This window comes from Halalkaliarchaeum desulfuricum (genome assembly GCF_002952775.1).
Lineage (GTDB): Archaea > Halobacteriota > Halobacteria > Halobacteriales > Haloferacaceae > Halalkaliarchaeum > Halalkaliarchaeum desulfuricum.
The window spans coordinates 1,606,985-1,632,286 of the sequence record NZ_CP025066.1; the positions used below are offsets into that span (position 1 = coordinate 1,606,985).

Below are 25,302 nucleotides of genomic sequence, written 5' to 3' on the forward strand. Positions count from 1 at the left end.
TCGGCCTTCCTCCAACGATGAGCCTGTTCAGAAAGGCCGGCGAGAAGTTCGAGGAAACGAAACGGGCGTTCACGAACGCCCGGGAGCCGGCGTTCGTCTGCCGGTCCTGCGAGGAGCCCGTCTCGGAGGAGTACGAACACTGTCCACACTGTGGCGAGGCGGCAGTCGAGCCTGTGGAGTGAACGCGCCCCTCGAGTGAACCGCCTCGGTCGTCGCTAGCTCATCTCAATCGTCCATCGCCGGCTCGTCCTCGGCACCGCCAGTCGCACCGTCGAGATCCGTCTCGACGACGCCCTCCTTCCAGGCACCACGGGCGAACCACGCCACGCCGACGAAAAACGAGGCGGTCGCCGAGGCAGCAAACGCCCACCACAGCCCCTCGACGCCCCAGTCGAGCGCCGAGACGGTGATCGCCGTCCCCGGGATCGTCACCGTCCACGCGAACGCGAGGTACACCGCCGCCGGGATCCGGAAGATCCACCGCGAGAGCATCGACAGCGCCATCGCCACTTTGGTGTGGCCCGCGCCGCGGAACGCCCCCTGGATCACCATCAGCCCACCGAAGAACCCCCACGCCAAGGCGACGATGCGCAGGAAGACGATCCCTTCGTCAATGACCGCGGCGTCGTCGACGAAGATCCTGATCGCAATCTCCGGGAAGACCCAGACGAGTCCGCCGGCCGCAAACAGGATCGCCATCGTCGCGACGGTCGCCGTTCGGGTCACCGCGACCGCCCGATCCGGCGTGCCCGCGCCGAGGTTCTGACCGACTCCCGTGGCGGTCGCCTGTCCCACCGCCCCCGAGACGGTCCAGGAGACGGACATCAGCCTGACGCCGATCCCGTAGGCGGCCGTCGCGGCCGGGCCGAACCGCGCGACCAGCGCCGCCAGCGCCACCGCCGCGAACGATCGCGCCCAGCCGTCGAGCGACGCGGGATAGCCGATCGAAATCAGGTTGCCGAGGATTTCCCGGTCGGGCCACAGGTCGCCGACGTGGAGCTGGATCCCCCACGATCCCTTCACGAGGATGTAGATCCCGACGACCGCAGCGACGAGCCGCGAGAGGAACGTCGCCACGGCGGCTCCCCGGGTCCCCATCGCGGGGAACGGCCCCCACCCGAGGATGAAGAAGGGGTCGATGACGATGTTGATCCCCGCCGAGACGGCCACCAGCCACATCGCCGTCTTCGTGTCACCGGCGCCCTGCAGCGACGACCGGAACGCGAAAAACAGGAAGGTTAGCGGCAGCGTCAGGAAGATCACCTCGATGTACGCAAGCGCCTCGACGTACACCTGATCGCGCGCACCAATCCAGTACAACAGCCAGTGACGGGACAACAGACCGATCGCCGCAAGCGCGATCGAGACCACCGTCGCCAAAAGCACCGTCTGGGAGACCACTTTGTCGGCCCGGCGGTCGTTGCCAGCGCCGACGTGCTGGGACACCAGTGCGATCGTTGCCGCCGTGAGCCCCATCGCCGTCGAGACGAACATCCACGACAGCGGAAACATGAGCGACACGGCGGCGACTGCCTCCGGACTCACTCGTCCGACCCAGAACATGTCTGCGAGGTTGTACAGCGTCTGCAGCAGGTTTCCCAACACGAGCGGCCACGCCAGCCGGAAGAGCCGGGGGCTTATCGCCCCTGTCGTCATGTCGACGCGAGCGTCCTGGTTCCCCGTCACGCTTCTCCCGGTCGACCGACGAATTCCAGTATGCTACCGTTTTTGATTCCGGCCGGTGTGGTGGGGAGCGGTCGTCGTGGCGAACATACTTGATTAAAGAACACTCACACCACCGGTATGGTCCGGGCCAGCCGCCCCCGTCGCCGGACGGTCGCGATCGCGATCGTCCTCTCGATCGCGGTCGTCTTCGGGGTGGGAGCGCTGCTCGAGCCGACGACCCACGATCCGCCCGAGGTCGAGCACGTGGCCGAGGAGGACCTCGTCCAGCCGGTCGAGGGAGGAAGCTACCTGTGGCCGTACACGAGCCGGGGTGAGACCCCGCGCGAGCGGACTCTCGCGATCAACCTCATCGTACACGGTCCCGACGATGCGGTGCGGCGGAGCCTGACAGACCGGACGAGTTTCGAATTTGACGTGGAGCAACCGGAGGGTGACGATCCCGAAGAACACGGCGTAGTCGTCGAGGACGGACTCGAATGGGCAGACGCCCACGGTGCAGTCCGGTACTCCTACGTCGACGCGACACCCCGGGGCGAAGACGCAGTCTGGATGACGGAGGCGTATCAGCTCCACTCCGGAACGTATCTCGGCGAGCGATACCACGTCCGGGCGTACACCCATCCAGAAGAGGACTGGACCGCGATCCAGGCACACACCGACTACTGGGACTGGTTTCGGCTGCGACACACCGTCCCGGACATCCGCGAGGCAGGCCTCGAAATAGAGAGCGACTACCTCGAGGCGCCGTTCGTCGAGGAGGTCCGGCGGGAGTATCACAGGATCGAGGGAGGATACAGCGACGGCTGGCTCTCCGTGATTGAACTCAGATCCGACGTCGAAGATCCCGAAGATCTCGACGATATCGGCGACTTCGATAACACCGCCGAGGGCGGCACTGACGGCGAAGCGACGGGCGATAAATCGGCGGCAGACGACGACCCCCGCTCGGCAGCGATCGATCCGCTCGGCTGGGAAGAAGTGGCGTGGCTGCTCGGACTGCTGGGCATCGTCGGGGTCGCCGGGATTCTGGCCGCAGAAACCCGACGTGACCTCTCCCGCGCCGGGCGGGCGATCGCCGGAGAGATCAATCGACGGCGTCGGGCGATCGCGCTGGCGACGGCCCTCGCCGGGGTCGTCCTCGGGGTCAGGGTGATCGGCATCGGCGTCGAGACCGCGGCCCCGACGCTTCATCCGAAGACGATCGCTGCCGTCCTTTATCCGATCCTGGCACTGGGGCTGCCCGGCGCCGCAGTCTACCTGGCCCGCGGCACAGAACCGTGGGCGGCGGCCACGTTCGCGGTCCTGGGGGCCGGCGGCGCGTTCCTCATTGACTTCGGAATGGTGTCGGTGACGTTTATCCCGATCCGGTTGGTGTTACACCGCATCGGGCTGTTGCTCGCGTTGTCACTGATCGCGGCCGGCAGCGCGATGGACGACCAGCGGGGCAAGCAGTTCCTGGCAGTGGGGCTCGCGACGTGGTTCCTCGGACTGGCGTTGCCGCTCGCGGACTTGATCTGATCGCCCCCGAAGGTTACAGAGCGTTCCCGTCCGGGTTGCCCGGCGGCCAGCACGAAAGCTTTACGCGAGCAACCGGCCTAGGGGTGGGCGATGAGTCGGGGTCCCGAACTGATCGTCACCGAAAAGGAGAACGCCGCCCGCCGGATCGCAGAGATCCTCAGCGGCGGCGCCGCGGAAACCGAGCGGCGCAACGGCGTCAACGTCTACCGCTGGGGCGGAAAGCGCTGTATCGGCCTCTCGGGTCACGTCGTGGGCGTCGACTTCCCCCCGGAGTACAGCGACTGGCGGGACGTCGAGCCGGCCGAACTGGTCGACGCGCCGATCGTGACCGAACCCACCCAGGAGAACATCGTCGCCGCGCTCCGCCGGCTTGCACGCAACGCCTCGCGGGTGATCATCGCGACCGACTACGACCGGGAGGGCGAACTCATCGGGAAGGAAGCCTACGAGCTCGTCCGCGAGGTGAACGACGAGGCACCGGTCGACCGGGTGCGGTTCTCCTCGATCACCGAACGGGAGGTGAAAGACGCCTTCGACGACCCCGACGAGATCGATTTCGACCTGGCTGCCGCCGGGGAGGCCAGGCAGGCGATCGACCTGGTGTGGGGTGCGGCGCTCACCCGGTTCCTGTCGCTTTCGGCGCGCCAGCTCGGCGACGACTTCATCTCCGTGGGCCGGGTCCAGGGGCCGACGCTCAAGCTGCTCGTCGACCGGGAACGGGAGATCCAGGCGTTCGACCCCGAATCCTACTGGGAGCTGTTCGGCGAACTGTCGAAGAAGGCCACCGGCGCCGGCTCAGGCGGCGAATTCGAGGCACAGTACTTCTATGTGGACGTGGACGGCACCGAGGCCGAGCGGGTCTGGGACGGACCGACGGCGGAGACGCTCGCGGATGCGCTGCGGGCGGCCGACGGCGCGGAGGTCGATGACGTCAATCGGCGGACCAGGACCGACGATCCGCCGGCCCCGTTCAACACCACCCAGTTCATCCGCGCGGCCGGCTCGCTTGGCTACTCCGCCCAGCGTGCGATGTCGCTGGCGGAGGACCTCTACACCGCCGGGTTCGTCAGCTATCCCCGGACCGACAACACCGTCTATCCCGACGACCTCGATCCCCGAGAACTCCTCGAGGCGTTCCGTGGTACCCGGTTCGGTGACGACGCGGAGTCGCTTTTGAGCCAGGAGTCGATCGAGCCGACCGAGGGCGACGAGGAGACGACCGATCACCCGCCCATCCACCCGACGGGGGAGCTTCCGGACGCCTCGGAGCTGTCCGACGACGAGTGGGAGATCTACGAGCTCGTCGTCCGGCGATTCTTTGCGACCTGTGCGCCGGCCGCGACCTGGGAACACCTCCGGGTGGTCGCGCTCGCCGACGGGGAGGCGAGCCGGATCGGGGCCGAGGCCGATCCCCGGGCGGCGCTGCGAGAGCACGACGGCGACGTCGAGGGGGACGTCGAGACGACGGGGACCCCCTCGCTCGTCGCCGACGGCGGGCTCCGCCTGAAGGCGAACGGCAAGCGTCTACTCGAGGCTGGCTATCACGAGGTGTATCCGTACGTCTCTTCAAAAGAGACGATCGTGCCGGACGTCGAGGCGGGCGAGCGGCTCGACCTCGGCGAACGGCGGCTGGAGGCGAAAGAAACCCAGCCCCCGCGCCGGTACGGCCAGTCGCGGCTCATCGAGAAGATGGAGGAACTGGGGATCGGGACGAAGGCGACGAGACACCACACGATCGAGAAGCTGTACGATCGCGGCTACGTCGAGAGCGATCCACCCCGGCCGACGCGGCTCGCGGAGGCGGTCGTCGAGGCGGCCGAGAAGTTCGCCGAGCCGATCGTGAGCGAGGGGATGACCGCCCAACTGGAGCGGGACATGGCGGCGATCGCGAGCGGCGAGAAGGACTACGACGAGGTGACCGACGAGTCCAGGGAACTGCTCGAGACGATCTTCGAGGAGTTGGCGGACTCAAGGGAGGAGATCGGGGACCACCTCCAGGAGTCGCTGAAGGCCGACAAGACGCTGGGGCCCTGCCCGGAGTGTGACTCCCAGCTGCTGGTCCGGAAGTCCAGATACGGGTCGTACTTCGTCGGCTGTGACGGCTACCCCAACTGCGAGTACACGCTGCCGCTCCCTTCCACGGGGAAGCCGCTGCTTCTCGATGAGACCTGCGAGGAGCACGACCTCCACCAGGTGAAGATGCTCGCCGGGCGGAAGACGTTCGTCCACGGGTGTCCGCAGTGTAAGGCCGACGCGGCCGACGAGGCCGACGACGAGGTGATCGGCGACTGTCCCGAGTGTGGCGAAACCGAGGGCGGGGAGCTCGCGATCAAACAGCTCCGGAACGGCTCGCGGCTCGTCGGCTGCACCCGGTATCCAGACTGCGACTACTCGCTGCCGCTCCCACGTCGGGGTGAGATCGAGGTGACCGACGAGCGCTGTGGAGAACACGACCTGCCGCACCTCCGGGTCCACTCGGGCGACGAGCCGTGGGAACTCGGCTGTCCGATCTGTAACTACCGGGAGTACCGGGCCCGTCGGGAGGGCTCGGAGCTCGAGGTAATCGAAGGTATCGGGGAGAAGACCGCAGAGAAGCTCCGGGAGGCAGGGGTCGAGGACGTGGGGTCGCTGAAGGATGCCGAGCCCGACGAACTCGCCGACGAGGTCGACGGCGTCGGCCCCGATACGGTTCGGGACTGGCAGGCGAAGGCGGACTGAATGATACTTTGTTCCTCGGCAACCGTCCCGGACTTGTGGTAGTGGCCTCGAGTCTCCTCGTGGCAATGGTACTTTCTTCCTCGGCGACAGACGCCATCATATGGTAGAGACTGTACTCGTGCCGACGGAGGGGTCGCCACTCTCACAGAAGGCACTCGAGGTCGCCCTCTCCGATTACCCCGATGCCGAGATCGTCGTCCTTCACGTCATGGATCCGATCGGTTCGGGGACGAGCCTCATCTACGTCATGCGTCCCACCTTCGACGACGGTGCACCGCCGGGATCGGTGAGCCCGGAGTACTGGCGCGAGTGGCGCGAGCAAGCCGAACGCGAGGCTGAGGAGGTCTTCGAGGACGCCCGCGAGACCGCGAGCGAGCACGACCGCTCGATCGACACGGTCCTCGAGTTCGGCGAACCCGACGACATAATCCTCGAATATGCCGAGGAAAACGAGGTCGACCGCATCGTGATGGGGAGTCACTGCCGAACCGGGGCCGAGCGGTTCCTGTTGGGCAGCGTCGCCGAGACGGTCGTCAGGCGTGCGCCGACGCCCGTGATGATCGTTCGGTGAGAGGGTCGACGACGGACGGATGTCGCCACCGCGAGTCTGCCCCCGTCGGCTACCGCGCCGTGTCCCCGCTCGAGGGGCGCACCCTCTCGAGGACCATCTCGGTGTCACAGATCGAACACCGGAACGCGTACGACGGAACGTGGTCGTCCGTGACGATCACCTCGTGTTCTTCGGGGTGGTGCCATTGGTGTCCGTACAGGCGACAGTGCCAACCCATACCATGTGATACGTTCGCTGGGGCATTAACGTACCGGATGTCAGCGGACGAACCGGTGGAATCGAGTTAATACCGATCGAAGAACCGGTCCTGGACTTTCACGAAGATCGCCATCAGGACGGTGAAGACCGCGACCACCCCGGCAATCTGGAGCCAGTGGATCAGTCCGAGCGCCGTCACGCCGAAGAGGACGCTCAGCGGGGTGTAAAGCACCAGTAGCTGTAGCGTGAACGTAATCGCGATCGCCACCAGGAGCCATCGGTTGTTGGAGAACGGACCGAGGCCGTAGCGCCACCTGATCGCGCCGATACGGGCGATCGCCATGAACACGAACGCGGTGAAGACGATCGTCTGGGCGAGGATCAGGTCGCCGACGACCTGGTTGTGGTAGTAAAACAGCGGCAACAGCGTTGCCGTGATCGACACGGCGATGCCGCCGATCGACGAGACGATCCGGTCGGTGATGACGCCTTCCCCGGGCGGCCGTGGTGGACGGTCCATGACGTCGTCCGCTTCGGGATCGACACCCAGCGTCAGTGCCGGGATGCCGTCGGTGACGACGTTGATCCACAGGAACATGATTGGTGTCATCACCAGCCCCGCACCGGACATGATCCCGGTAAAAAGCAAGAGGACGTGTGCGCCGTTAGCCGAGAGGAAGTAGTTGACGAACTTCCGGACGTTGTCGAAGATTCGCCGTCCCTGCCTGACGGCGTCCCGGATCGTCGCAAAGTTGTCGTCGAGCAAGACGATGTCCGAGGCCTGCTCGGTGACGTCGGTTCCACGGATCCCCATCGCGACGCCGACGTCGGCGTTTTTCACCGCCGGCGCGTCGTTGACGCCGTCGCCGGTCATCGCGACCGTGTGGCCGTTCGCCTGTAAGGTCTGCAGGATGCGCGTCTTGTGCTCCGGGGAGGTCCTGGCGAAGATGTTGACGTCCTCAACGACGTCGGCCAGCTCTTCGTCGCTCATCTCGTCTAATTCCGGCCCCGTGATCACTCGCGACGACTCCAGGCCGATCTCCGCGCCGACCGCTTTGGCGGTGGTCGCGTTGTCGCCGGTGATCATGACGATGTCGATTCCGGCGTTCTGACAGCCCGCGAGCGCGTCACGGACCTCCGGCCGTGGGGGATCGAGCATCCCCTGCAAGCCGAGGAAAACCATTCCCTCCTCGATGTCGTCGTCGGCCTCGGCGGGGGCGTCGGGGCGGAAGGCAAAGCCCATCACCCGGAGGGCGTCCTCGGCGAAGGCCTCGTTTCTCGCTTCGAGTTCCTCGCGGCGCTCGTCGGTGAGTTCGACGATTTTGCCGTCGACGAGTTCACGATTACACCGCTTGATGACGACCTCCGGTGCACCCTTCATGTAGGCGACCCGATCGCCCTCGGGCGTCTCGTGCAGCGTTGTCATTCGCTTACGGTCGGAGGTGAACTCAACCTCGCCGATCCGGGGGTAGGCCTCGTTCAGTACCTCCCTGTCGAGGTCGGCTTTCTGTGCGGCGACGAACAGCGCGATCTCGGTCGGGTCGCCGAGGTACGTCAGGCCCTCGCTCGTCGAGTGGCCTCCGTCGCTGCCGTCTCCCCCGTCTGCATTCTCACGTCGACCGATCTCGACGTTGTTACAGAGCATCCCACACCGCAAGAGTTCCGTCACACGGTCGGGATCGACCCGCTCGTCATCCTGTCGGATTTCGCCGTCGACGTCGTAGCCGGTTCCGGTGATCTCGTAGGTCTCCCTGTTGGTGGCGATGCGGGTGACCGTCATCTCCTCTTCGGTCAGCGTTCCGGTCTTATCCGTACAGATAGTGTCGACCGAACCCAGTGCCTCGACGATCGGGAGTCGTCTGATGAGTGCGTTCTGCTCGGCCATCCGGCGTGCGCCGAGTGCGAGCGAGAGCGTGACGACGGCGGGCAGGCCCTCTGGGACCGCCGAGACAGCGACGGCGACCGCGGTCATGAAGACTTGGACGGGCTCCGCATCGCCGAGGACGAACTCGCTGACGCCGATCACGGTCACGATGGCGATGACCGCCGCGGCGATGACCTTCCCGAGGCGATCGAGTTCGGCCTGGAACGGTGTATCGCCCTCCTGGGCTTCCTCTAAGGCCGTCGCGATCTGTCCGATCTCGGTGTCAGAGCCCGTCCCGACGACCACCGCCCGTCCAGACCCACGCTCGACGACGGTGTCTTTGTACAGCATGTTCTTCCGCTCGGCCAGCGAGATCCCGGCCTCGAGGACGCCCGGATCTTTCCCGACGCCGACGCTCTCGCCGGTCAGCGCCGACTCGTCGACCCTCAGGTTCGACGACTCGATCACCCGCGCGTCCGCCGGCACGACATCGCCGGACTCGACGGAGATGACGTCACCGGGGACGACGTTTTGCACGTCGATTTCCACCGGCCCACCGTCCCGGCGGACGATCGTCTCGGTGGTCGACATATCCTTTAACGCCTGGATGCTCTGTTCGGCGCGGTAGTCCTGTGCGAACCCAAAGAGCGTGATGAACACGACGATACCGGCGATGATCCCCGCGTCGATCGTCTCGCCGATCGCCGCCATCACGGCCGCGGCGACGATCAGCACCCAGATCAGCACGGAGGTGTACTGCTCGAGGAAGATCTGGAGCGGCGAGACGCCTTCCTCGGCCTCGATCTCGTTCGGGCCGTACTTCTCGAGACGAGCCCGCGCGTCCTCCGCGTCGAGCCCTTCTTCGGACGTGTCTAACTCGTCGTAAACGTCCTCGAGGTCTTTCGAGTGCCAGTTTTCGCCCCGCGACGGACCGCTCTCCGAACGCGTCTCCGTTCGTGACCTCGACACGGTCCCTACAACTCGCCGCCCTCTCTTAAACACCGGTTGACAAATTGTTTCATACAATCAATTGGGAGTTCTTCGAGCATGGACACTCGAATGAAGAACTCCCATCTACTTCACCCTCGATTTGACAGATCCAGTTCGGCTGACGTCCCTGTCCTTTTAAGGGGTGTAGCTCGCGACCGGGTCGAGGGTATGAACAACCGTGTCAAATTAGTCGGACCACTTAACCGTGTAGCCGGCCTACCACTGGTGTGACTCAAGAAAGCGGGCGCCGGAATCTCCGGATGCCCAACTCGGATGAGGTTTTCGCCGTCGTGACCAATCACCTCGGCGGCAACCACGTGCGGCTGCGCTGTGCGGACGGAAAGGAGCGCCTCGGGCGCATCCCCGGCCGAATGAAGTACCGGACCTGGATTGAAGTGGACGACGTCGTCGTCGCCGAACCGTGGGACTGGCAAGACGAGAAGGCCAACATCGAATGGCGCTACACCGGCGAGGACGCCGACCAGCTCCGACGCGAAGGCCACATCGAATAACACACGATTACCGCTGTCTGCGGACTTTTACGTCTTCGTTCGATAGCACACCCATGGACGAGAACGTGCTGGAGACGATCGGCTCGCCGCTCGTCCGAGTGGATTCACCCGACGGAGCGACGGTGGCGGCCAAGATCGAATCCAAGAACCCGGCGGGATCCGCCAAGGACCGTCCCGCCCTGTATATGATCGAGGCCGCCGAGGAAGCCGGGAAGATCGAGCCGGGGGACGCCCTCGTGGAACCGACCTCCGGCAACACCGGCATCGGACTCGCGATGGTCGGGGCCGCCAAGGGGTACGACGTGACGCTCGTGATGCCGGCCTCGCAGTCGAAAGAGCGCCGGCAGTTGATGCGCGCCTACGGTGCCGACATCGAACTCGTCGAGGGCGATATCTCCGACGCCAAGGACCGCGCCGACGAACTGGAGGCCGAGGGGATGGTGCAGCTCCGGCAGTTCGAAAACGAAGCCAACCCCCGCTCACATTACGAGACGACCGGTCCGGAGATCATCGAGCAGGTGGGCGACCGGACCGTCGACGCGCTCGTCGCCGGCGTCGGCACCGGCGGGACGATCACCGGCGTCGGCCGGCGGCTCCGCGAGACGTTTCCCGACCTGCAGGTCGTCGCCGTCGAGCCGGAGGGGAACGCAGTGTTGTCGGGGGAACAACCGGGCGACGGCGGGTTCCAGGGGATGGGGGCCGGCTTCGTCTCGCCGAATCTCGATGTCGACCTGCTGGACGAGGTGCGCACGGTGTCGATCCAGGCGGCCGAAACGGAGTGCCGACGGCTCGCCCGCGAGGAGGGGATTCTCGTCGGGCAATCCAGCGGCGCCTCGAACCTGATCGCGCGGGAGGTCGCCGGCGAACTCGTGGAGTCAAACGTCGAGGATCCCCTCGTCGTCACTGTGTTCTGGGACTCCGGGGAGCGGTACATGTCGACCGGAATGTTCGATTGACGATTCTCCCGAGACAGCCCCTGTCACTCGGCGAACTCCCGTTCCGAGACCCGCACGACGACCGTATCGTCCACCTCGCGCAGGTCGTAGTCGGGGACTGAGCCGTCGACGCGGGTGAGATACATCGGATCGACGAGTTCGCCGTCGACGACGCCGTACACCTTCAGCAGCCGGTCGGTCTCCTCGGGAGGGAGCTCCCCGTTTCGCACCTGCTCGGCGAGTTCCCGGGAGAGCCACTCCTCGCGGCTGATGCTGACGTCCCGGACGAGCGTTTCTTCGACGAACCGGACGAGATACCAGTTCAGGTCGTTACAGAGCGCGACCGCGGCACCCAGGCTCACCGTCTCGACGGCGAGGCTGTTCTCGAACGGCTCCTCGAAGTCGTAGGTCGCAAGCGCCTCGCGGGACGTCTCCCGGGAGAGCAGTTCGTACTGCAGGTTCACGTCCGGATCGCCGACGAGACAGACGGTGGCCATGCTCACGTTCGTGGTCAGTCGCCCGCGGCAAAGCGGTTGTGGTCCGGCGAGAGAGACGATCGGCGATATGCGCCGGGTAACCTGCGTTTCACTTTCACTACGCTGTTAACGAGCTTTTATACCGGAGTGCGAACAACCCCAGGGTACGATGCCAGAAGACGATCTCGAGAGCCTTCCGGGCGTGGGACCGGCAACCGCTGACAAGCTCGTCGACGCGGGGTTCGACAGCTTCCAGAGCATTGCAGTCGCCAGTCCGGGCGAACTGTCAAACACTGCCGACATCGGCGATTCGACCGCTTCGGACATCATTCAGGGCGCACGGCAGGCCGCCGACGTCGGCGGCTTCGAGACCGGCGCGGCCGTGCTCGAGCGCCGTGAAGAGATCGGTAAACTCTCCTGGCAGATCGAGGAGGTGGACGACCTGCTCGGCGGCGGAATGGAAACGCAGTCGATCACGGAAGTGTACGGCGAGTTCGGCTCCGGCAAGTCACAGATCACCCACCAGATGTCCGTCAACGTCCAGCTCCCCAAGGAGTACGGCGGGCTCGACGGGGCGTCGATCTTCATCGACTCGGAGGACACGTTCCGTCCCGAGCGGATCGACGACATGGTTCGGGGGCTCGACGACGAGATCCTCGAGGCCGAACTCGAGCGCCGCGAGATCGACGGGACGCCGGACGACGACGACGCGCTCGAACAGCTCACCGAGGCGTTCCTCGACCGGATCCACGTCGCGAAGGCGTTCAACTCCAACCACCAGATCCTGCTCTCCCAGAAGGCGAAAGAGCTCGCACAAGAACACGAGGAGTCCGACTGGCCGATCCGACTGGTGAACGTCGACTCGCTTACGGCCCACTTCCGCGCCGAGTACATCGGTCGGGGGGAGTTGGCCGAACGTCAGCAGAAGCTCAACAAACACCTCCACGACCTGATGCGGATCGGCGACCTCTACAACACCGCGATCCTCGTGACCAACCAGGTCGCCTCCAACCCCGACTCCTACTTCGGCGACCCGACGCAGCCGATCGGCGGCAACATCCTCGGTCACACCTCCACGTTCCGCATCTATCTCCGCAAGTCGAAGGGAGACAAGCGGATCGTCCGGCTCGTCGACGCGCCGAACCTGGCGGACGGCGAGGCCGTGATGCGGGTCCAAAACGAGGGGCTCAAACCGGAATAAGGGACGCAACCGAGTAGGCTGCCGGAATCCAGTATCTTCTTTCGGACCGAGAGTGAACGACCCCGTATGCGAGACGAACGCTCACGCGAACTGTACGATCGAGCGCTGTCGGTAATGCCCGGCGGCGTCAACTCCTCGGTGCGCGCAACGATGCCGTATCCCCTGTTCGTCGAGCGGGGCGACGGCGGCCACGTGATCGACGCCGACGGCAACCGGCTGATCGACTACGTGATGGGCTATGGCCCGCTCCTGTACGGCCACGACCTCCCGGATTCGGTCCAGTCGGCGATCCAGTCACATGCCAGTGCGGGGCCGATGTACGGCGCCCCCACGGAGGTCGAGATCGACCTCGCGGAGTTCGTCGCCCGCCACGTCCCCAGCGTCGAGTCTGTCCGCTTCGTCAACTCCGGCACCGAGGCGACGGTGTCGGCGGTCCGGCTGGCTCGGGGGTACACGGGGCGCGACAAGATCGTGGTCATGCAGGGTGGCTACCACGGCGCCCAGGAGACGACGCTCGTCGACGGCGAGGCTGGGGACGCACACCCCTCGACGCCGGGTGTCCCCCAGGAGTTCGCCCGCCACACCTTGCCGATCCCGTTCAACGACGAAGAGGCGGCCCAGGAGGTGTTCGAGGAGTACGGCGACGACATCGCCGCGGTGCTCACCGAGCCGATCCTCGGCAACACCGGGATCGTAATGCCCGAGGACGGCTACCACGAGACGCTGCGAGACCTGTGTGACGACTACGGCTCGTTATTGATCTTCGACGAGGTGATCACCGGGTTCCGTGTCGGGGGCCTCCAGTGTGCCCAGGGCGAGTTCGGCGTCACGCCCGATGTCACCACCTTCGGGAAGATCGTCGGCGGCGGCTTTCCCGTCGGCGCCATCGGTGGAACCGCCGAGATCATCGAATCGTTCACCCCCGCAGGCGAGGTGTTCCAGTCGGGGACGTTCTCGGGGCATCCGGTGACGATGGCCGCCGGCTACGAATCGCTGACGTACGCCGCCGAAAACGACGTCTACGAGCACGTAAACCGGCTGGGCGAGAAACTACGGGAGGGAATCACCGAGATCTGCGAGGACCAGGCGCCCGAATACACCGTCGTCGGGACCGACTCGATGTTCAAGACGGTCTTCACCCGCGAGGCGCCGGAGTCCTTCGAGAACAGCTGTTCTGGGGGCTGCCGGCAGCGCCCGACCTGTCCCCGGTACGAGACGTGCCCGAAGAACGGCGGCGACGTCGCGAGCGCCCAGACCGACCGCTGGGAGCGCGTCTTCTGGCAGGAGATGCGCGAGCAGGGCGTGTTCCTCACCGCAAACCAGTTCGAGTGTCAGTTCACAAGCTACGCGCACACCGACGAGGACGTCGAGAAAACGCTGGAAGCGTACAAGGAAGCGCTCTAGGCGTCGCCAGACCGAGCTGACCTACCGGACTGACCTTCCGAACTGACCTACCGAATCGACCGCGAACAGCTCCCACAGAGGTTCTCCTCTTTCACATCGACCTCCCGGACCGTCGGCGAAAACGACATCACGCACTTGTTGTTGTCGCAGTGTTCCAGCCCGAGCGTGTGGCCGATCTCGTGGACGACCTCCTTGCGGACGCGGTCGGCGAACACCTCGGAGTGCGGTTTCGAGGAGATACCGCCGTCCGAGGAGGTCTGCAGCCGATACGTGGAGATCACGGAGCCGTTGCCGTTGAGATACGCCAGCCCGAACACGTAGTTCCGGCGGCGGTAGTAGAGGTCCCGGGCGGTGATTCCGATGTTCTTCTCGCCGGATCCGACCCGGCCGACGAGTTCGATGAACTCCTCGGCCCGGTACTGGCTCCGGGACTGGTCGAACGCGCCCTCGGGGATCGACTGCTCGTCGTGTACCGTCACCTCGCAGTCGTACACCGACCGCAACGCGGTGGAGGCCTCGCGTTTCACCTGGGCGGGGAGTTCCCCGATGGGCACGATGTCGAAACGCATGGAAAGCGCTTTGGCTGCGCCGTTCGTAAGTGTTGCGCCATGACAGTCGCGCCCGACGGCGAACTCGCCGACCGGCTCGCCGGCTACGACAGCCTGCTCGAGGTCGGCGTCGGCCGTCGTCCGGGCGTGGCCGCCGCCCTCGCAGACGCAGGTTGCCGGGTCGTCGCGATCGACGTCGATCCGGATATCGTGGCCGTCGCTCGAGCCGAAACCCCGGCGGGCGTGACGGTGATCCAGGCCGACGTCGTCTCTCTCGCCGATCGAAAGCAGTTCCCCTCCGAATACGATGTCGACGCCGTTTACGCGCGCAACCTGCCCGCCGAACTCCAGCGCCCGAGCTTGGAGTTGGCTCGACGAGTCGGCGCCGACCTGTTGTTTACGACGCTCGGGTTCGAAGCGCCGGTGATCCCGGTCGAGCGCGATCACCTCGACGGGGGCGTGTTGTACGTCGTCCGACAGTAACCGGCTCCGATACGCTTTTTTTCCCGGGTGACCCCCACGGAGGTATGCAGGTCGACGCGGTCGTGCTCGACGTCGACGGGGTGCTCGTCGACGTCGCCGACTCCTACAGGCGGGCCATCGTCGAGACCGTCGACCGGGTCCACGGGAAGACGATCCCCCGGGAGACCGTCCAGTCGTTCAAGGACGCCGGCGGGTTCAACAACGACTGGGAACTCACTGACGCTCTCGCGCTGTACGTGCTGGCGTTCCGCGAGGGGCTCCGCTGGGACGTCGAGCGGTTCACAGACGAGATCAACGAGCGGGGAGGCGGCCTCGAGGCGGCACAGGAAATCGTCGCCGAGATGCCGAACGTCCCGCAGGCACGGGTCCGGGACAAGTGGGACCGCGACCGGCTCAGGGAGGTCTTCCAGACGCTGTATCTGGGTGCGGATCTGTATCGCGAACTCGAAGGTGGGGAGCCAGCGTTCGACGCGCCCGGCTACATCCACGACGAACCGGTCGTGGTCGAGTCGGACACCCTCGAATGGCTGACCGGTAAGTTCGACGTCGGGGTAGTGACCGGGCGACCGGCCGCGGAAGCCGAGATCGCCCTCGACCGCGCTGGGCTGGATCTCCCGGCGGAACACGTCTTCACGATGGACGACTGGGAGGAGGGAAAGCCCCATCCGAAGGCGCTCGTGACCCTCGCCGAACGGTTCGACGCCAAACGGATCGCGTTCGTCGGCGACACCCTCGACGACGTGAAAACAGCCCGGAACGCCGACGCGACCGATCCCGACCGGGTGTACTACGGGATCGGCGTGCTCACCGGCGGCCTCTCCGGCGATGCGGGCCGCGGGAAGTTCGCTGACGCCGGCGCGGACGCCGTCGTCGACTCGGTCAACCAACTGCCGTCGCTGCTCGATGTCCCGTCCGATTCGTCGGCGTGATCACTCCCAGGGGTGTTTCCCGGGAGCGTCGGGCCACAGCGGATACCAGTACGACTCGTCTGATTCGACCGCGAGTTCGCCGTCGAGCACCGACTGGAGCTTGAACTCCGTCCGCTGGTCGCGTTCGTGACCGCCGTCGGGAACGAAGGGGTAGTAGGCGCCCCGGCGGAACGAGTAGATCCAGTACGCCCGCGTGTCACTCTTTTCGAAGCCGAACACCGCCGCCAGCAGCCGCGAACCGAACCCCTGTTCGATGAACTCGTCGGCCGCGAAGTGGATGCTCGTGATCAAGTCCTCCGGATCGTCGTCCTCGAGGACGAACCACTCGTAGCCGTGGTCGTCGGTGTATCTGTGGAAGCCGGTGCCGGTCTCGATCTCGCCGGCCTCCAGGATCGCCTCGACTTCCCCGACCGCGTCGTCGAAGGCGGTGGAATCGACGCCCGAAAAGCAGAGTGCCGCCTCGCCGGCGTTGTCGTAGCCCAGGTCCGCCTCCATCGTGAGGTAGGCGGTCGACATGCCGAACAGATCCTCCGGGTCGGCATCGCGGGAGGCGTCGGTCTCGGCGCTGGTTCCCAGTACCGCCCGGATCGTGTCGAAAAATCCCATGTTCGTGTCCCTCTTCGCCGATCAGGCGGTCTCCATCTCGCGTTCCAGCTGCCGGAGCCGTTCGACCCGCTCGTCGGTCGGCGGGTGCGTCGACGCGATCTTGCCGATGAAGCCCGACCGGATCGGGATGATGAAGAAGGCGTTCATCTCCGCCTGATCGCGGAGGTCCTCCTTTGGCACCCGGTCCATCCGGCCGTTGATGCTCAAAAGCGCCGAGGCGAGCGCGCCCGGGTTCCCGGTGATCGCCGCCGCGCCGCGGTCGGCGACGTACTCGCGGTACCGCGAAAGCGCCCTGATGAGGAAAAACGAAATAATCCACACCAGAAGCGACACCGCGATCGCGACGAGGACGGGCGCCCCACCTTGCCGGTTGTTGCCGCCGAGCAGCCACCCCCACCGGACGATGATGAACGCGATCGTCGAGAGGAACGACGCGATCGTCATCACCATCACGTCGCGGTTTTTGATGTGGGCGAGCTCGTGAGCGATGACCCCCTCGAGCTCCTCCTGATCGAGCGTCCCCATTAGCCCCTGGGTGACACAGACCGTGGCGTTGCGCTGGTTCCGGCCGGTTGCGAAGGCGTTGGGCACCTTCGAGTCGGACACGGCGACCTGCGGCTTGGGGAGGTCAGCCTGCTGGGAGAGGCGTTCGACCATCCGGTGGAGCTCGGGCGCCTCGTCGGGTTCGACCGTCCGGGCGCCCATGCTATATAAGGCGAGCTTGTCGCTGTAGAAGTACTGCGCGAACGAGAACAGCCCGAACGCGAGGATTATCGGAAGTATCCGCCCCTCGAAGACGACCGAGAGCGCGCCGATGAAGACGACATACAGGACTGCGAGCAGGGCCATTGTGAAGAACATCCGGCCCTTCAGCCCCCAGTCAGTACTCCAGTTCATACGTGCTGATAACGGTTCGAACGCGGTTAAATATCTCCGTTTCGGTCGGGGACTCGGTCGTGGCCCGATATTCGATCACATGCGGTGTGCGTCAGGCGGGGGAAACCGCCCAACCGCTATACTTGTTCGACGTGTATCTTTTTACGCAATGAATCGCCGTCGATTTCTCGCGTCAGGGGCCGCCGGAAGCGCGGTTCTGCTCGCGGGTTGTCTGGACACGCGGATCCGGCCCGCGCTGCCCCAGGAGGGAACCCTCCAGCTACGCAACCGGACCGAGACCGCCCGGACTGTGGACATCCAGATCACGAACGAAGTGGGTGCTGCCTTCTTTTCGGAGGCGTATACAGTCTCACCACGCGACACCGAGGGTTCGGAGACGAGCGAACGGGTGCTCGTAGACACCGACGTGACGTATTTCGTCGAGGTGAGTACAGACGATTGGCGGCGTGGCTACGAGTGGGATATTCACGAGAAAACCGGAAGTCTCACCGTCACGATCCAGGAGGCCGACATCGAGTTTTCGGTGGAACCGTTCGAACGGGTGTTCCGCCTGGACGAGCTGTTCGACTGATAGGGATCAGCGTGGATATTCCGAGGTTCTCATGAGGAAATCGACTAACTGGAAAACCGCACGACGAGAGAAACTATGAACTAGTCTGCTGATCCTTATGATAAGGACGCCAAATGCAGGGGATTGTCGGGCAAGAGCGTTGCTGACGTCGGTTACGCCTCCTCGTCGGAGAGGACGTAGGCGCCGAAGTCGTCAACGCTGCCGACCGGCGGTGCGCCGAACGCAAACCAGACGTGTGTGTCCCCAGTGTGGTTGCAGAGATTCCGCACTGTATCCGGATGCACCCGGACGACGCCCCCTTCGGGAACGTCGTGAACCTCCCCGTCGATCGAGATCTGCCCGTCGGTCATCGCAACGAACACCTCCTCCTGTCCCTCGTGGGTGTGTGGCGTGGTCACCTCACCTGGATCGACGAGCACCTGATTCACCCTGAGTTCGATCGCCCCGAGCGGTTCGGTGAGCTTGCGCACCATCGTCTCACAGGTGTCGAACTGCTCTTTCGGTATCTCCTCGGGATCGACGATGCTGAAGCCGGTGGCCATGCCTGTTGTCTTCAGGTGAATCACAATAGGCTCTTGTGTATTATCGGGAAACACCTATGGTGCGTGGGACCTCGTGGCTGATTATCTGCAAAATTCAGCGGGGGATTGCAGCATCCAAGCGGTTCAGTCCGGTGAATATTCACCCATCATACGGCGGAGATGACAGTCTCTGCTGTGCTACACCTGTAGTTCAGCGAGTAGCAGCGCAGCGAGACTGAAGTAGATAATCAGTGCGGAAATGTCTTTGATCGTCGTGATGACGGGATCGGAGGCCGCTGCCGGGTCCCAGCCGATCCTGTGTGCGACCCACGGGATGAGATAGCCGACCTCGGATGCAATGATGCAGGTGGCGACCATCGAGATGAACACCACCAGCGCGATGTCGGCGTTACCGAGCCACAGAAACGCCGCAAGCGCGGCGATTCCACCGACGATGACGCCAATGATGGCGCCGACGGTTCCCTCCTTGAGGACGTGAGCCCAGACGTTTTGCTCTTCGATGTGACCGAGGGCGACCCCACGGACGAAAATCGTCGACGACTGGGTGCCGACGTTCCCGCCCATGTCCATGATCACAGGGATGAAAAACGCCAGCGCCACAACTGCCTCCAGTTGGGCTTCGTACTGCCCGATCACACCGCCTGCCATCAACCCACCGGCGAGTGCCACGATCAACCACGGAAGACGGATCCGCAGAATCCTGAACACCCCAGATTCGAGAATCGCCGACGACCGCGACACCTCGAGATCGGAGAAGTCGAGACCGGTCATCTTCAGCATGTCCTCGGTCGCCTCCTCCTCGATTACCGCGACCATGTCGTCCGCCCGGGCGATACCGACGAGATTGTTATTCTCGTCGACGATCGGCAGCGCGGGATACTCCAACTCCTGCATCTGGCGTGCCGCAAGTTCCACGTCAGCCTCCGCGTTCAATGAAATCACGTCTGTTTCCATGATCTCCCCGACTTCCTGATCCTCGGGCGCGTTCAGGAGTTCGCGAAAGGAGAGCACGCCCCGGAGTTTTCCACCCTCATCGGTGACGTAGATGTAGTAAATCGTCGCCTCCTCCTCGTCGGTGGGAGCGAACTCACGAAACTGGCTGATCGCCATCCCGACGAAGGTATCCTCTTCGACCGCGACGTAGTCGTCATCCGCTACGTCTGCGACGATGTCGTGGTGCTTCTGGTCGAGTTCTGCTGTCATGGCGGTCCTCCGACTGGCTCTCCAGTGTAGAGACACTCGTCTCGACTCTCCGTGACTCCGCTGTTGGTGTCCCCTGATCGCCTCGCTGGTTGTCCGGTTATACGGTTGGAACGCCAGCTGTGATTCGTATCCAGCATACGCGAGTTGCTATGAAAAATCGCAAATAAATACTGTCGAACTATCTTCTCTTTGCCATCAAATGACAATGATACTTCCGTCTGATGTAGACTTATATGACAAGGGCAGATAAAATGTGATAGAATGTCACAAACACCCGAGGAGGTGATGGACGAACCGCCGGAAGAGGCGGAAGAGTACGAACTTTCCGTTGGCGACGTAATGACAGACGGTTACGTCGCTGTTCCGGCCGATATGTCCATCGAAGAGGCAACGGATCAGTTCCGGAAGTTTGCACCCGCGGATCCGACAGAGACCACGATTTATTACACGTACGTCGTCGACGACGACGATCGTCTACTCGGTGTTGCGTCACTTCGAGAGATGTTGTCGGCACCCGATGAGGATCCGATCTCCACGATCATGACCGAAGAGGTGGTCTCGTTTCACGAGTCAGCTGACGCCGAACAGGCCGCGATGGACGTCGCAGACCTGCACTACCCGGCGGTTCCGATCGTCGACAACGAGGGACGACTGGTCGGCATCGTCCGGTCGGACACTCTCGTTGACGTGATGGAAGCCGAAAGCAGTGAGGACATGCTCCGGATGCAAGGGATGAGTCTCCCGGAACTGAAAGCGAGCGACCTCACCGACGTGGAAGAACAGCGGAGTCGGCTCATGCTCGATGCGTCCCTCTCCGACATTCTCCGTATCCGGGTCCCCTGGCTCCTCGTCGCTCTCGTTGGTGGGTTTATGGCCGGTGGTGTCATCGGCGTTTACGAGGACACCCTAGAGGCGGTCGTCATTCTCGCCTTTTTCATTCCCGTGGTAATGGACATGGGTGGGAACGTCGGCACCCAGTCGTCGACGATTTTCATCCGTGGCGTTGTGCTCGGCCATATCGACAAGAGTAACGTGGTTCGCCGGATCACGAAAGAAACCATCGTTGGTGCAGTCATCGGAGTCATGGTCGGTGCTGTCGCCGCCCTCGTCGCCTTCCTGTGGATCGGCCGAGCCGACATTGCGTACGTTGTCTTCGGCTCGATGCTCGGCACGTCCGTCGTTGCGGCCCTGGTCGGCTTCCTCATCCCGTGGCTCGTCTACCTGATCGGCCAGGACCCGGCGGCGGCGTCGAACCCGATCGTCACCACGATCAAGGACGTGAGCGGCCTGTTGATCTACTTCGGGTTGGCGACGCTGCTGGTGATCGAACTCGGCGTGTAGTCACTCTCGGTAGTCATTCTCGAGAATTCATCAGTTCTTTGCACTCGGGCTCGATCACGACGAAATCGAATTATCTGAAATCCACGTGGCCGGGGATTTGCCATCCGCGCGGAACGCCGAGCCGGTTCCCTTTTATCCGTCAGTCGGCTACCGTTTCGCATGAGCGAGTCCCGGGAGTTCTGTCCGCGGTGTGGCAGCGCGGTCGACGCGCGCGAGGAGCCACTGCCCGGCCAGCCGCGCGACCGGGACGAAAAGCTGTGTGACGACTGTTACTTCGAGGACTTCGACCTGGTCGACGCCCCCGACCGGATCGAGATCCAGGTCTGTTCGGGCTGTGGCGCGGTCCACAGGGGCAACCAGTGGGTCGACGTCGGCGCCCGCGACTACACCGACGTCGCGGTCGACGCCGTCACCGAGGAGTTGGGCGTCCACGTGAACGCCCGGGACGTCCAGTGGGGCGTCGAGCCCGAACAGGTCGACGCCACCACGATCCGGATGCACTGTGAGTTCTCCGGGGTCGTTCGCGGGACGCTCCGGCAGGAGTCGGTGACCGTCCCCGTGAAGATCGGTTCCGGTACCTGCACGCGGTGTGGGCGTATCGCGGGCGGGTATTACGCGAGCGTCATCCAGGTCCGGGCCGACGACCGGATCCCGACAGCCGAAGAGACTGCCCGCGCCGTCGAAATCGCCGAGACGTACGTCGCCGCCAGGGAGGAGACCGGCAGCCGGGACGCGTTCATCACGGAGGTGACGGAGGCGGACGACGGCGTCGACATCAAGCTGTCGAGCAACCAGCTCGGCCGGGGCGTCTCCGCCAGGATCAGCGAGGAGCTCGGCGGGACCGTCGAGGACCACGCCACGCTGGTCACCGAGGACAGCGACGGCAACGAGGTGTACCGGGTCACCTTCGCCGTCCGGCTCCCGCGGTACCGACCGGGGGACGTGATCGACGTCGACGACGAGGGACCGGTGCTCGTGCGAAGCGTCCGCGGGAACCTCAAAGGCGTCCGGCTCACCACCGGCGAGCGTTACGAGGCGGACTACGAAGAGGGAATCGCGCCCGACGCACGAAAGCTGGGCGACCACGAGGACGGCCAGGAGACGACGGTGGTCGCCATCGAAGACGAACGTGCCGTCCAGGTGCTCGACCCCGAGACGTACGAGGCGAAGACGATCGCCAGGCCCGACTACGTTCCCGACGACGCCGAAACCGTCGAGGTACTGAAAAGCCGGGCCGGCCTGCACGTGCTTCCGGACGACGAGTCCGATCTCGACAGATAGAGACCGTCCGCCAGCGATACCGGGAAGAGCAGCCGTCATCCCTCGAAAGACTTTATTGAGAAAGTATCGTACCGACGTATATGGATCGTCAAAAATGGTTCGCGCTGTTTTTCGCCGTCCTCATGGTGACCTCCATGGTCGCGTGGGGCGTCACCCTCCTGTAGGCGCACCGCCGCCTCGACGTCACTCGCCCCAGACGTCCGAGAGTGGGTGGTCTTTTCGGGACGTCGCCCCGTCGCTGTCAGTCGACGTGTTCCCACTCGTCCCGGCGGTTTCGTGACGCCTCCCTCCTCCCGGAGCGGAGCGGTTCGACCCGCGACTCCGGCGACCACCCGATCCTCCGGGCGCCGCGCCGATCCCGGATAGCGCAGCCGCCGGGTCGAACTCGGGGAGATCCGGTCGTTCCATCTCGTCGATCGCGTCGGCGAACCACGGGGGGACGTCGGCCGCCGCGCGGTCGAACAGGTCCAGAAGCGACGAGTCGGCGAGGTACGTCGCCCCGTAGTCGTCGGGCGCCCGGACGACCCGGCCACACGCCTGGATCACGGTCCGCAGCGCCACCCGGTGGTACCACGCCCACTGACCCTCCTCCAGCCGTCGCTCGACCCGGGAGTCGCCGGTGTTGAGATACGGCGCCTTGCAGATCACCTGCCACCGGGCGAGTTTGTCCCCGAGATCCAGCGCCTCCTCCATCTTGACGGAGATGAAGACGTCCGGGTCGTCGGTCGCCTTCCACGCCTCGAGCGCCCGATCGCGGTCGTGCCGGTCGTGGGTTCGAACCCGGGCGGAGACACCCATCTCGGCGAGTCGATCGGACAGGCTGCCCGCGATCGCATACGAGTGGGCGTGGACGATCCCCTTCTCGTCGGGGTGTTCTGCCATGAGTCGAACCAGCAGCCGGGCGATCTTCGGGAGCGTCTCCTCGCGGTGCTCGAACGTCATCTTCCCCTGCGTGACGTCCAGCAGCGGCCGGTTCTCCAGCGGGAACGTGTGCTCGACGTCGACGAGCGCGACCGTCGAGGGGTCGAGGCCGACGCTCCGACAGAACGCGTCCTTCGAGAGGATCGTCGCCGAAAGCAGCGCGAACCGGTTCCCGCGGTCCCAGACGGTGTGTCTGAGATATCGTGCCGGATCCAGCGGCTTGATCGTGATGGCCGACCCCTCGCCGTCGGGCTGATCGACGACCCACGTGGTGGTGCTTTCGGGGTCGCGGTACGCCTCGAGGAACCAGCCCAGTTCCGAGATGAGTTCCTGGAGCCGATCCCGCCGGGCGGCCTCTCCGGGGGTAAGTTCCGGTTTCGAAAGCAGGTCGTTCTTCGCGCGTTCACAGACCCCCACGAGCGTCTCGGCGAACCGGGCGGTCCGATCGAGCGCGTCTTCCTCCTTGCGGGTGTCGGTGTGGACGTCCGGGACGCCGACGCCGTCCCACACCGGAACCCGGTCGGGCGACAGCTCGATGGTCGCGTACATCTCCGCCCACTCGGCGAGCCCGTGCGCCTCGTCGATGACGACGACGTCCCGCGTGCGGAACACCTCCGAGCCGGCGGTCTGCATGAAGTACGCGAGCGTCGTCGCCGCGTGCCGGCGCGCGGAGGCGATCGCCCGGTCACCGTAGTAGGGACATCGGTGTTTGACGCTGCAGTCGAACCCCTGCCGACGGGCACAGGGGGCACGGTCGACGGGGGTGTCGTTCTCCCCCTGGAGGATGCAGGTGTAGTTGGATTTACCGCGGATGACGTTCAGATCCGAAAGCAGTTCGTCCTCGGCGACGTCCTCGAGCTGGGAGACCTGCGGGGTGGTGTAGTACGCCCCGGTCGCCTGATGTGGGTCGGCGTCCTCGGCCCGGCGTGCACACCCCATGATGGCCCGCGCGAGCAGCGACTTGCCGCTGCCGGTGGGCGCACGCACCAGGACGACCTCGTTTCCGGCCTCGAAGGCGTCCTCGATGGCCGACAGCGCCGACTCCTGGTTGCCGCGGTAGGAGGGCGCCGGGAACTCTTCGAACAGCCGGGACGGTTGCACGTCACCCCCTCCGGAAGCGAAGGGCAAAAGGGATTCCTTCGCGGATCACTCCGCCTCGCTCGGCTGCTCGATTTCGGGGGTCCGTTCGGGTTCCGCCGACCGACCGGCGCGAGCCGTCCCGACGCCCGAAAAGTACTGCTCGAGCTGGGCGTACGTCTCCGCGATCCCGTTCGAGTTGTCGACGGTGAGGTGCTCGCCGCGAACAGGGTCGAAGCGGTACCGGTAGTAGAGGTACACCTCGAAATCCGCGTCGCTTGCTCCCTCGCGGGCGGCGATGCGGTCCCGGACGATCGGTTCGGCGCAGTCGACCTCGACGAACTCGACGTCGGTGTCGGTGTCGCCGGCGCGATCGCGGAGCCTATCGCGGAAGCGCCGACGGGCGAACGTCGCGTCGAGCACCGCCACCTCGCCCGCCGACACGACCTCGAACGCCCTGTCGAACAGTTCGGCGTACGTCCGTCTGCGCTCCTCGGCCGTGTACGAGGGGTCGGGGAACAGTTCCTTCCGGATCACGTCGGTCCGGATGAGTTGTCCATCGAGGTGGTCGGTGATCCACTCGGCCGTGGTCGTCTTTCCGACTCCGGGAACCCCACAGATCGCGATGATCCGCCCGCCGGCCGGAGGGTCGTTTTGGGCCGTTCCGTTTTCAGCGGTTCCGTTTTGCGCCGATCCGTTCTGTGACGACTCGACCCGTGCGCCCGGCCCGTGCGGATCCCCCATCAGTCTGGTGACTGTCGGCCTGATTAATCAATCTACCTAGACCGGAGTGAAAGTATTTCCCGCGATGCCACAGCCGTTTGCCGTGG

The 25,302-nt window shown here is 64.7% G+C and carries 25 protein-coding genes; 14 read left to right on the plus strand and 11 right to left on the minus strand.

Annotation, left to right across the window (positions count from 1 at the left end; all coding sequences use genetic code 11):
• The first annotated feature begins 17 nt into the window (after window positions 1-17).
• The gene (locus AArcSl_RS16785; protein ID WP_154670805.1) at window positions 18-182 is read left to right on the plus strand and encodes a hypothetical protein; all 165 of its coding nucleotides are present in this window, start codon (window positions 18-20) and stop codon (window positions 180-182) included.
• A 43-nt stretch (window positions 183-225) separates the two neighbouring features.
• On the opposite strand, the gene AArcSl_RS07905 is transcribed toward AArcSl_RS16785, so the two are convergent.
• The gene (locus tag AArcSl_RS07905) at window positions 226-1,656 is read right to left on the minus strand and encodes an MATE family efflux transporter (protein ID WP_119821826.1); all 1,431 of its coding nucleotides are present in this window, start codon (window positions 1,654-1,656) and stop codon (window positions 226-228) included.
• Window positions 1,657-1,803: 147 nt separating this feature from the next.
• On the opposite strand from AArcSl_RS07905, the gene AArcSl_RS07910 reads away from it, so the two are divergent.
• The 3 genes from AArcSl_RS07910 (at window position 1,804) to AArcSl_RS07920 (ending at window position 6,493) form a co-directional block, all read left to right on the plus strand.
• Window positions 1,804-3,204, plus strand: a complete 1,401-nt coding sequence (locus AArcSl_RS07910; RefSeq protein WP_119817389.1) for a hypothetical protein — start codon at window positions 1,804-1,806, stop codon at window positions 3,202-3,204.
• A 90-nt stretch (window positions 3,205-3,294) separates the two neighbouring features.
• Window positions 3,295-5,922: a DNA topoisomerase I gene (locus AArcSl_RS07915; RefSeq protein WP_119817392.1), complete on the plus strand. Its 2,628-nt coding sequence runs from the start codon at window positions 3,295-3,297 to the stop codon at window positions 5,920-5,922.
• Window positions 5,923-6,022: 100 nt separating this feature from the next.
• Entirely contained in the window at window positions 6,023-6,493 is a 471-nt protein-coding gene (locus AArcSl_RS07920) for a universal stress protein (protein WP_119817395.1), read from the plus strand.
• Between the two features lie 49 nt (window positions 6,494-6,542).
• Here the strand turns inward: AArcSl_RS07920 and AArcSl_RS16790 are convergent, their stop codons facing one another.
• A complete protein-coding gene (locus AArcSl_RS16790) occupies window positions 6,543-6,710 on the minus strand; it encodes a hypothetical protein (RefSeq protein ID WP_154670806.1) in 168 nt (55 codons plus the stop codon).
• Between the two features lie 66 nt (window positions 6,711-6,776).
• Window positions 6,777-9,524 carry a cation-translocating P-type ATPase gene (locus AArcSl_RS07925; RefSeq protein WP_119817398.1) on the minus strand — a complete coding sequence of 916 codons (2,748 nt, stop codon included), beginning with the start codon at window positions 9,522-9,524 and terminating at the stop codon, window positions 6,777-6,779.
• A gap of 248 nt (window positions 9,525-9,772) precedes the next feature.
• Between AArcSl_RS07925 and AArcSl_RS07930 the strand changes: the two genes are divergently transcribed.
• Entirely contained in the window at window positions 9,773-10,057 is a 285-nt protein-coding gene (locus tag AArcSl_RS07930) for a translation initiation factor eIF-1A (RefSeq protein WP_119817401.1), read from the plus strand.
• A gap of 53 nt (window positions 10,058-10,110) precedes the next feature.
• The gene (locus AArcSl_RS07935; protein WP_119817404.1) at window positions 10,111-11,013 is read left to right on the plus strand and encodes a PLP-dependent cysteine synthase family protein; all 903 of its coding nucleotides are present in this window, start codon (window positions 10,111-10,113) and stop codon (window positions 11,011-11,013) included.
• Window positions 11,014-11,036: 23 nt separating this feature from the next.
• On the opposite strand, the gene AArcSl_RS07940 is transcribed toward AArcSl_RS07935, so the two are convergent.
• Entirely contained in the window at window positions 11,037-11,489 is a 453-nt protein-coding gene (locus tag AArcSl_RS07940; RefSeq protein ID WP_119817406.1) for a DUF5804 family protein, read from the minus strand.
• A gap of 148 nt (window positions 11,490-11,637) precedes the next feature.
• On the opposite strand from AArcSl_RS07940, the gene radA reads away from it, so the two are divergent.
• Together radA and hemL are read left to right on the plus strand one after the other, a co-directional pair.
• On the plus strand, window positions 11,638-12,669 hold the full coding sequence (gene radA, locus AArcSl_RS07945; RefSeq protein WP_119817409.1) for a DNA repair and recombination protein RadA: 1,032 nt from the start codon (window positions 11,638-11,640) through the stop codon (window positions 12,667-12,669).
• 66 nt (window positions 12,670-12,735) lie between these two features.
• Complete coding sequence (gene hemL / locus AArcSl_RS07950; protein ID WP_119817412.1) at window positions 12,736-14,073, plus strand: glutamate-1-semialdehyde 2,1-aminomutase; 1,338 nt, start codon at window positions 12,736-12,738, stop codon at window positions 14,071-14,073.
• Window positions 14,074-14,120: 47 nt separating this feature from the next.
• Here the strand turns inward: hemL and AArcSl_RS07955 are convergent, their stop codons facing one another.
• Window positions 14,121-14,642, minus strand: coding sequence for an archaemetzincin family Zn-dependent metalloprotease (locus tag AArcSl_RS07955; protein ID WP_119817415.1), 522 nt, complete (start codon window positions 14,640-14,642; stop codon window positions 14,121-14,123).
• A gap of 39 nt (window positions 14,643-14,681) precedes the next feature.
• On the opposite strand from AArcSl_RS07955, the gene AArcSl_RS07960 reads away from it, so the two are divergent.
• Both AArcSl_RS07960 and AArcSl_RS07965 read left to right on the plus strand, forming a co-directional pair.
• Window positions 14,682-15,104, plus strand: coding sequence for a UPF0146 family protein (locus tag AArcSl_RS07960; RefSeq protein WP_119817418.1), 423 nt, complete (start codon window positions 14,682-14,684; stop codon window positions 15,102-15,104).
• Between the two features lie 44 nt (window positions 15,105-15,148).
• Window positions 15,149-16,033: a TIGR01548 family HAD-type hydrolase gene (locus tag AArcSl_RS07965; RefSeq protein ID WP_119817421.1), complete on the plus strand. Its 885-nt coding sequence runs from the start codon at window positions 15,149-15,151 to the stop codon at window positions 16,031-16,033.
• Here the strand turns inward: AArcSl_RS07965 and pspAB are convergent, their stop codons facing one another.
• Entirely contained in the window at window positions 16,034-16,639 is a 606-nt protein-coding gene (pspAB, locus tag AArcSl_RS07970) for a PspA-associated protein PspAB (RefSeq protein ID WP_119817424.1), read from the minus strand.
• Window positions 16,640-16,660: 21 nt separating this feature from the next.
• Complete coding sequence (gene htpX / locus AArcSl_RS07975; protein ID WP_119817427.1) at window positions 16,661-17,536, minus strand: zinc metalloprotease HtpX; 876 nt, start codon at window positions 17,534-17,536, stop codon at window positions 16,661-16,663.
• Window positions 17,537-17,684: 148 nt separating this feature from the next.
• Here htpX and AArcSl_RS07980 point away from each other — a divergent pair, with 148 nt between their 5' ends.
• The gene (locus AArcSl_RS07980) at window positions 17,685-18,107 is read left to right on the plus strand and encodes a twin-arginine translocation signal domain-containing protein (protein ID WP_119817430.1); all 423 of its coding nucleotides are present in this window, start codon (window positions 17,685-17,687) and stop codon (window positions 18,105-18,107) included.
• A gap of 152 nt (window positions 18,108-18,259) precedes the next feature.
• Here AArcSl_RS07980 and AArcSl_RS07985 read toward each other — a convergent pair whose 3' ends face one another.
• A complete protein-coding gene (locus AArcSl_RS07985) occupies window positions 18,260-18,649 on the minus strand; it encodes a hypothetical protein (protein ID WP_119817433.1) in 390 nt (129 codons plus the stop codon).
• Window positions 18,650-18,826: 177 nt separating this feature from the next.
• Entirely contained in the window at window positions 18,827-19,852 is a 1,026-nt protein-coding gene (gene mgtE / locus AArcSl_RS07990; protein ID WP_119817436.1) for a magnesium transporter, read from the minus strand.
• Window positions 19,853-20,113: 261 nt separating this feature from the next.
• Between mgtE (AArcSl_RS07990) and mgtE (AArcSl_RS07995) the strand changes: the two genes are divergently transcribed.
• From mgtE (AArcSl_RS07995) to AArcSl_RS17760, 3 genes are all read left to right on the plus strand, one after another.
• Window positions 20,114-21,193, plus strand: a complete 1,080-nt coding sequence (mgtE, locus tag AArcSl_RS07995; protein WP_217563513.1) for a magnesium transporter — start codon at window positions 20,114-20,116, stop codon at window positions 21,191-21,193.
• 159 nt (window positions 21,194-21,352) lie between these two features.
• A complete protein-coding gene (locus tag AArcSl_RS08000; RefSeq protein WP_119817439.1) occupies window positions 21,353-22,474 on the plus strand; it encodes a 60S ribosomal export protein NMD3 in 1,122 nt (373 codons plus the stop codon).
• A gap of 80 nt (window positions 22,475-22,554) precedes the next feature.
• The gene (locus tag AArcSl_RS17760; protein ID WP_119817442.1) at window positions 22,555-22,638 is read left to right on the plus strand and encodes a surface glycoprotein; all 84 of its coding nucleotides are present in this window, start codon (window positions 22,555-22,557) and stop codon (window positions 22,636-22,638) included.
• A 19-nt stretch (window positions 22,639-22,657) separates the two neighbouring features.
• Here the strand turns inward: AArcSl_RS17760 and AArcSl_RS08010 are convergent, their stop codons facing one another.
• Entirely contained in the window at window positions 22,658-24,496 is a 1,839-nt protein-coding gene (locus tag AArcSl_RS08010) for a helicase C-terminal domain-containing protein (RefSeq protein WP_119817445.1), read from the minus strand.
• 45 nt (window positions 24,497-24,541) lie between these two features.
• On the minus strand, window positions 24,542-25,216 hold the full coding sequence (locus AArcSl_RS08015) for an AAA family ATPase (RefSeq protein WP_119817448.1): 675 nt from the start codon (window positions 25,214-25,216) through the stop codon (window positions 24,542-24,544).
• Window positions 25,217-25,302 lie beyond the last annotated feature (86 nt).

Coding starts and splice junctions, on each gene's coding strand:
- AArcSl_RS16785 (WP_154670805.1), top strand. CDS start 18: ATGAGCCTGTTCAGAAAGGCCGGCGAGAAGTTCGAGGAAACGAAACGG.
- AArcSl_RS07905 (WP_119821826.1), bottom strand. CDS start 1,656: ATGACGACAGGGGCGATAAGCCCCCGGCTCTTCCGGCTGGCGTGGCCG.
- AArcSl_RS07910 (WP_119817389.1), top strand. CDS start 1,804: ATGGTCCGGGCCAGCCGCCCCCGTCGCCGGACGGTCGCGATCGCGATC.
- AArcSl_RS07915 (WP_119817392.1), top strand. CDS start 3,295: ATGAGTCGGGGTCCCGAACTGATCGTCACCGAAAAGGAGAACGCCGCC.
- AArcSl_RS07920 (WP_119817395.1), top strand. CDS start 6,023: ATGGTAGAGACTGTACTCGTGCCGACGGAGGGGTCGCCACTCTCACAG.
- AArcSl_RS16790 (WP_154670806.1), bottom strand. CDS start 6,710: ATGGGTTGGCACTGTCGCCTGTACGGACACCAATGGCACCACCCCGAA.
- AArcSl_RS07935 (WP_119817404.1), top strand. CDS start 10,111: ATGGACGAGAACGTGCTGGAGACGATCGGCTCGCCGCTCGTCCGAGTG.
- AArcSl_RS07940 (WP_119817406.1), bottom strand. CDS start 11,489: ATGGCCACCGTCTGTCTCGTCGGCGATCCGGACGTGAACCTGCAGTAC.
- radA (WP_119817409.1), top strand. CDS start 11,638: ATGCCAGAAGACGATCTCGAGAGCCTTCCGGGCGTGGGACCGGCAACC.
- hemL (WP_119817412.1), top strand. CDS start 12,736: ATGCGAGACGAACGCTCACGCGAACTGTACGATCGAGCGCTGTCGGTA.
- AArcSl_RS07955 (WP_119817415.1), bottom strand. CDS start 14,642: ATGCGTTTCGACATCGTGCCCATCGGGGAACTCCCCGCCCAGGTGAAA.
- AArcSl_RS07960 (WP_119817418.1), top strand. CDS start 14,682: ATGACAGTCGCGCCCGACGGCGAACTCGCCGACCGGCTCGCCGGCTAC.
- AArcSl_RS07965 (WP_119817421.1), top strand. CDS start 15,149: ATGCAGGTCGACGCGGTCGTGCTCGACGTCGACGGGGTGCTCGTCGAC.
- pspAB (WP_119817424.1), bottom strand. CDS start 16,639: ATGGGATTTTTCGACACGATCCGGGCGGTACTGGGAACCAGCGCCGAG.
- htpX (WP_119817427.1), bottom strand. CDS start 17,536: ATGAACTGGAGTACTGACTGGGGGCTGAAGGGCCGGATGTTCTTCACA.
- AArcSl_RS07980 (WP_119817430.1), top strand. CDS start 17,685: ATGAATCGCCGTCGATTTCTCGCGTCAGGGGCCGCCGGAAGCGCGGTT.
- AArcSl_RS07985 (WP_119817433.1), bottom strand. CDS start 18,649: ATGGCCACCGGCTTCAGCATCGTCGATCCCGAGGAGATACCGAAAGAG.
- mgtE (WP_119817436.1), bottom strand. CDS start 19,852: ATGACAGCAGAACTCGACCAGAAGCACCACGACATCGTCGCAGACGTA.
- mgtE (WP_217563513.1), top strand. CDS start 20,114: ATGTCACAAACACCCGAGGAGGTGATGGACGAACCGCCGGAAGAGGCG.
- AArcSl_RS08000 (WP_119817439.1), top strand. CDS start 21,353: ATGAGCGAGTCCCGGGAGTTCTGTCCGCGGTGTGGCAGCGCGGTCGAC.
- AArcSl_RS17760 (WP_119817442.1), top strand. CDS start 22,555: ATGGATCGTCAAAAATGGTTCGCGCTGTTTTTCGCCGTCCTCATGGTG.
- AArcSl_RS08015 (WP_119817448.1), bottom strand. CDS start 25,216: ATGGGGGATCCGCACGGGCCGGGCGCACGGGTCGAGTCGTCACAGAAC.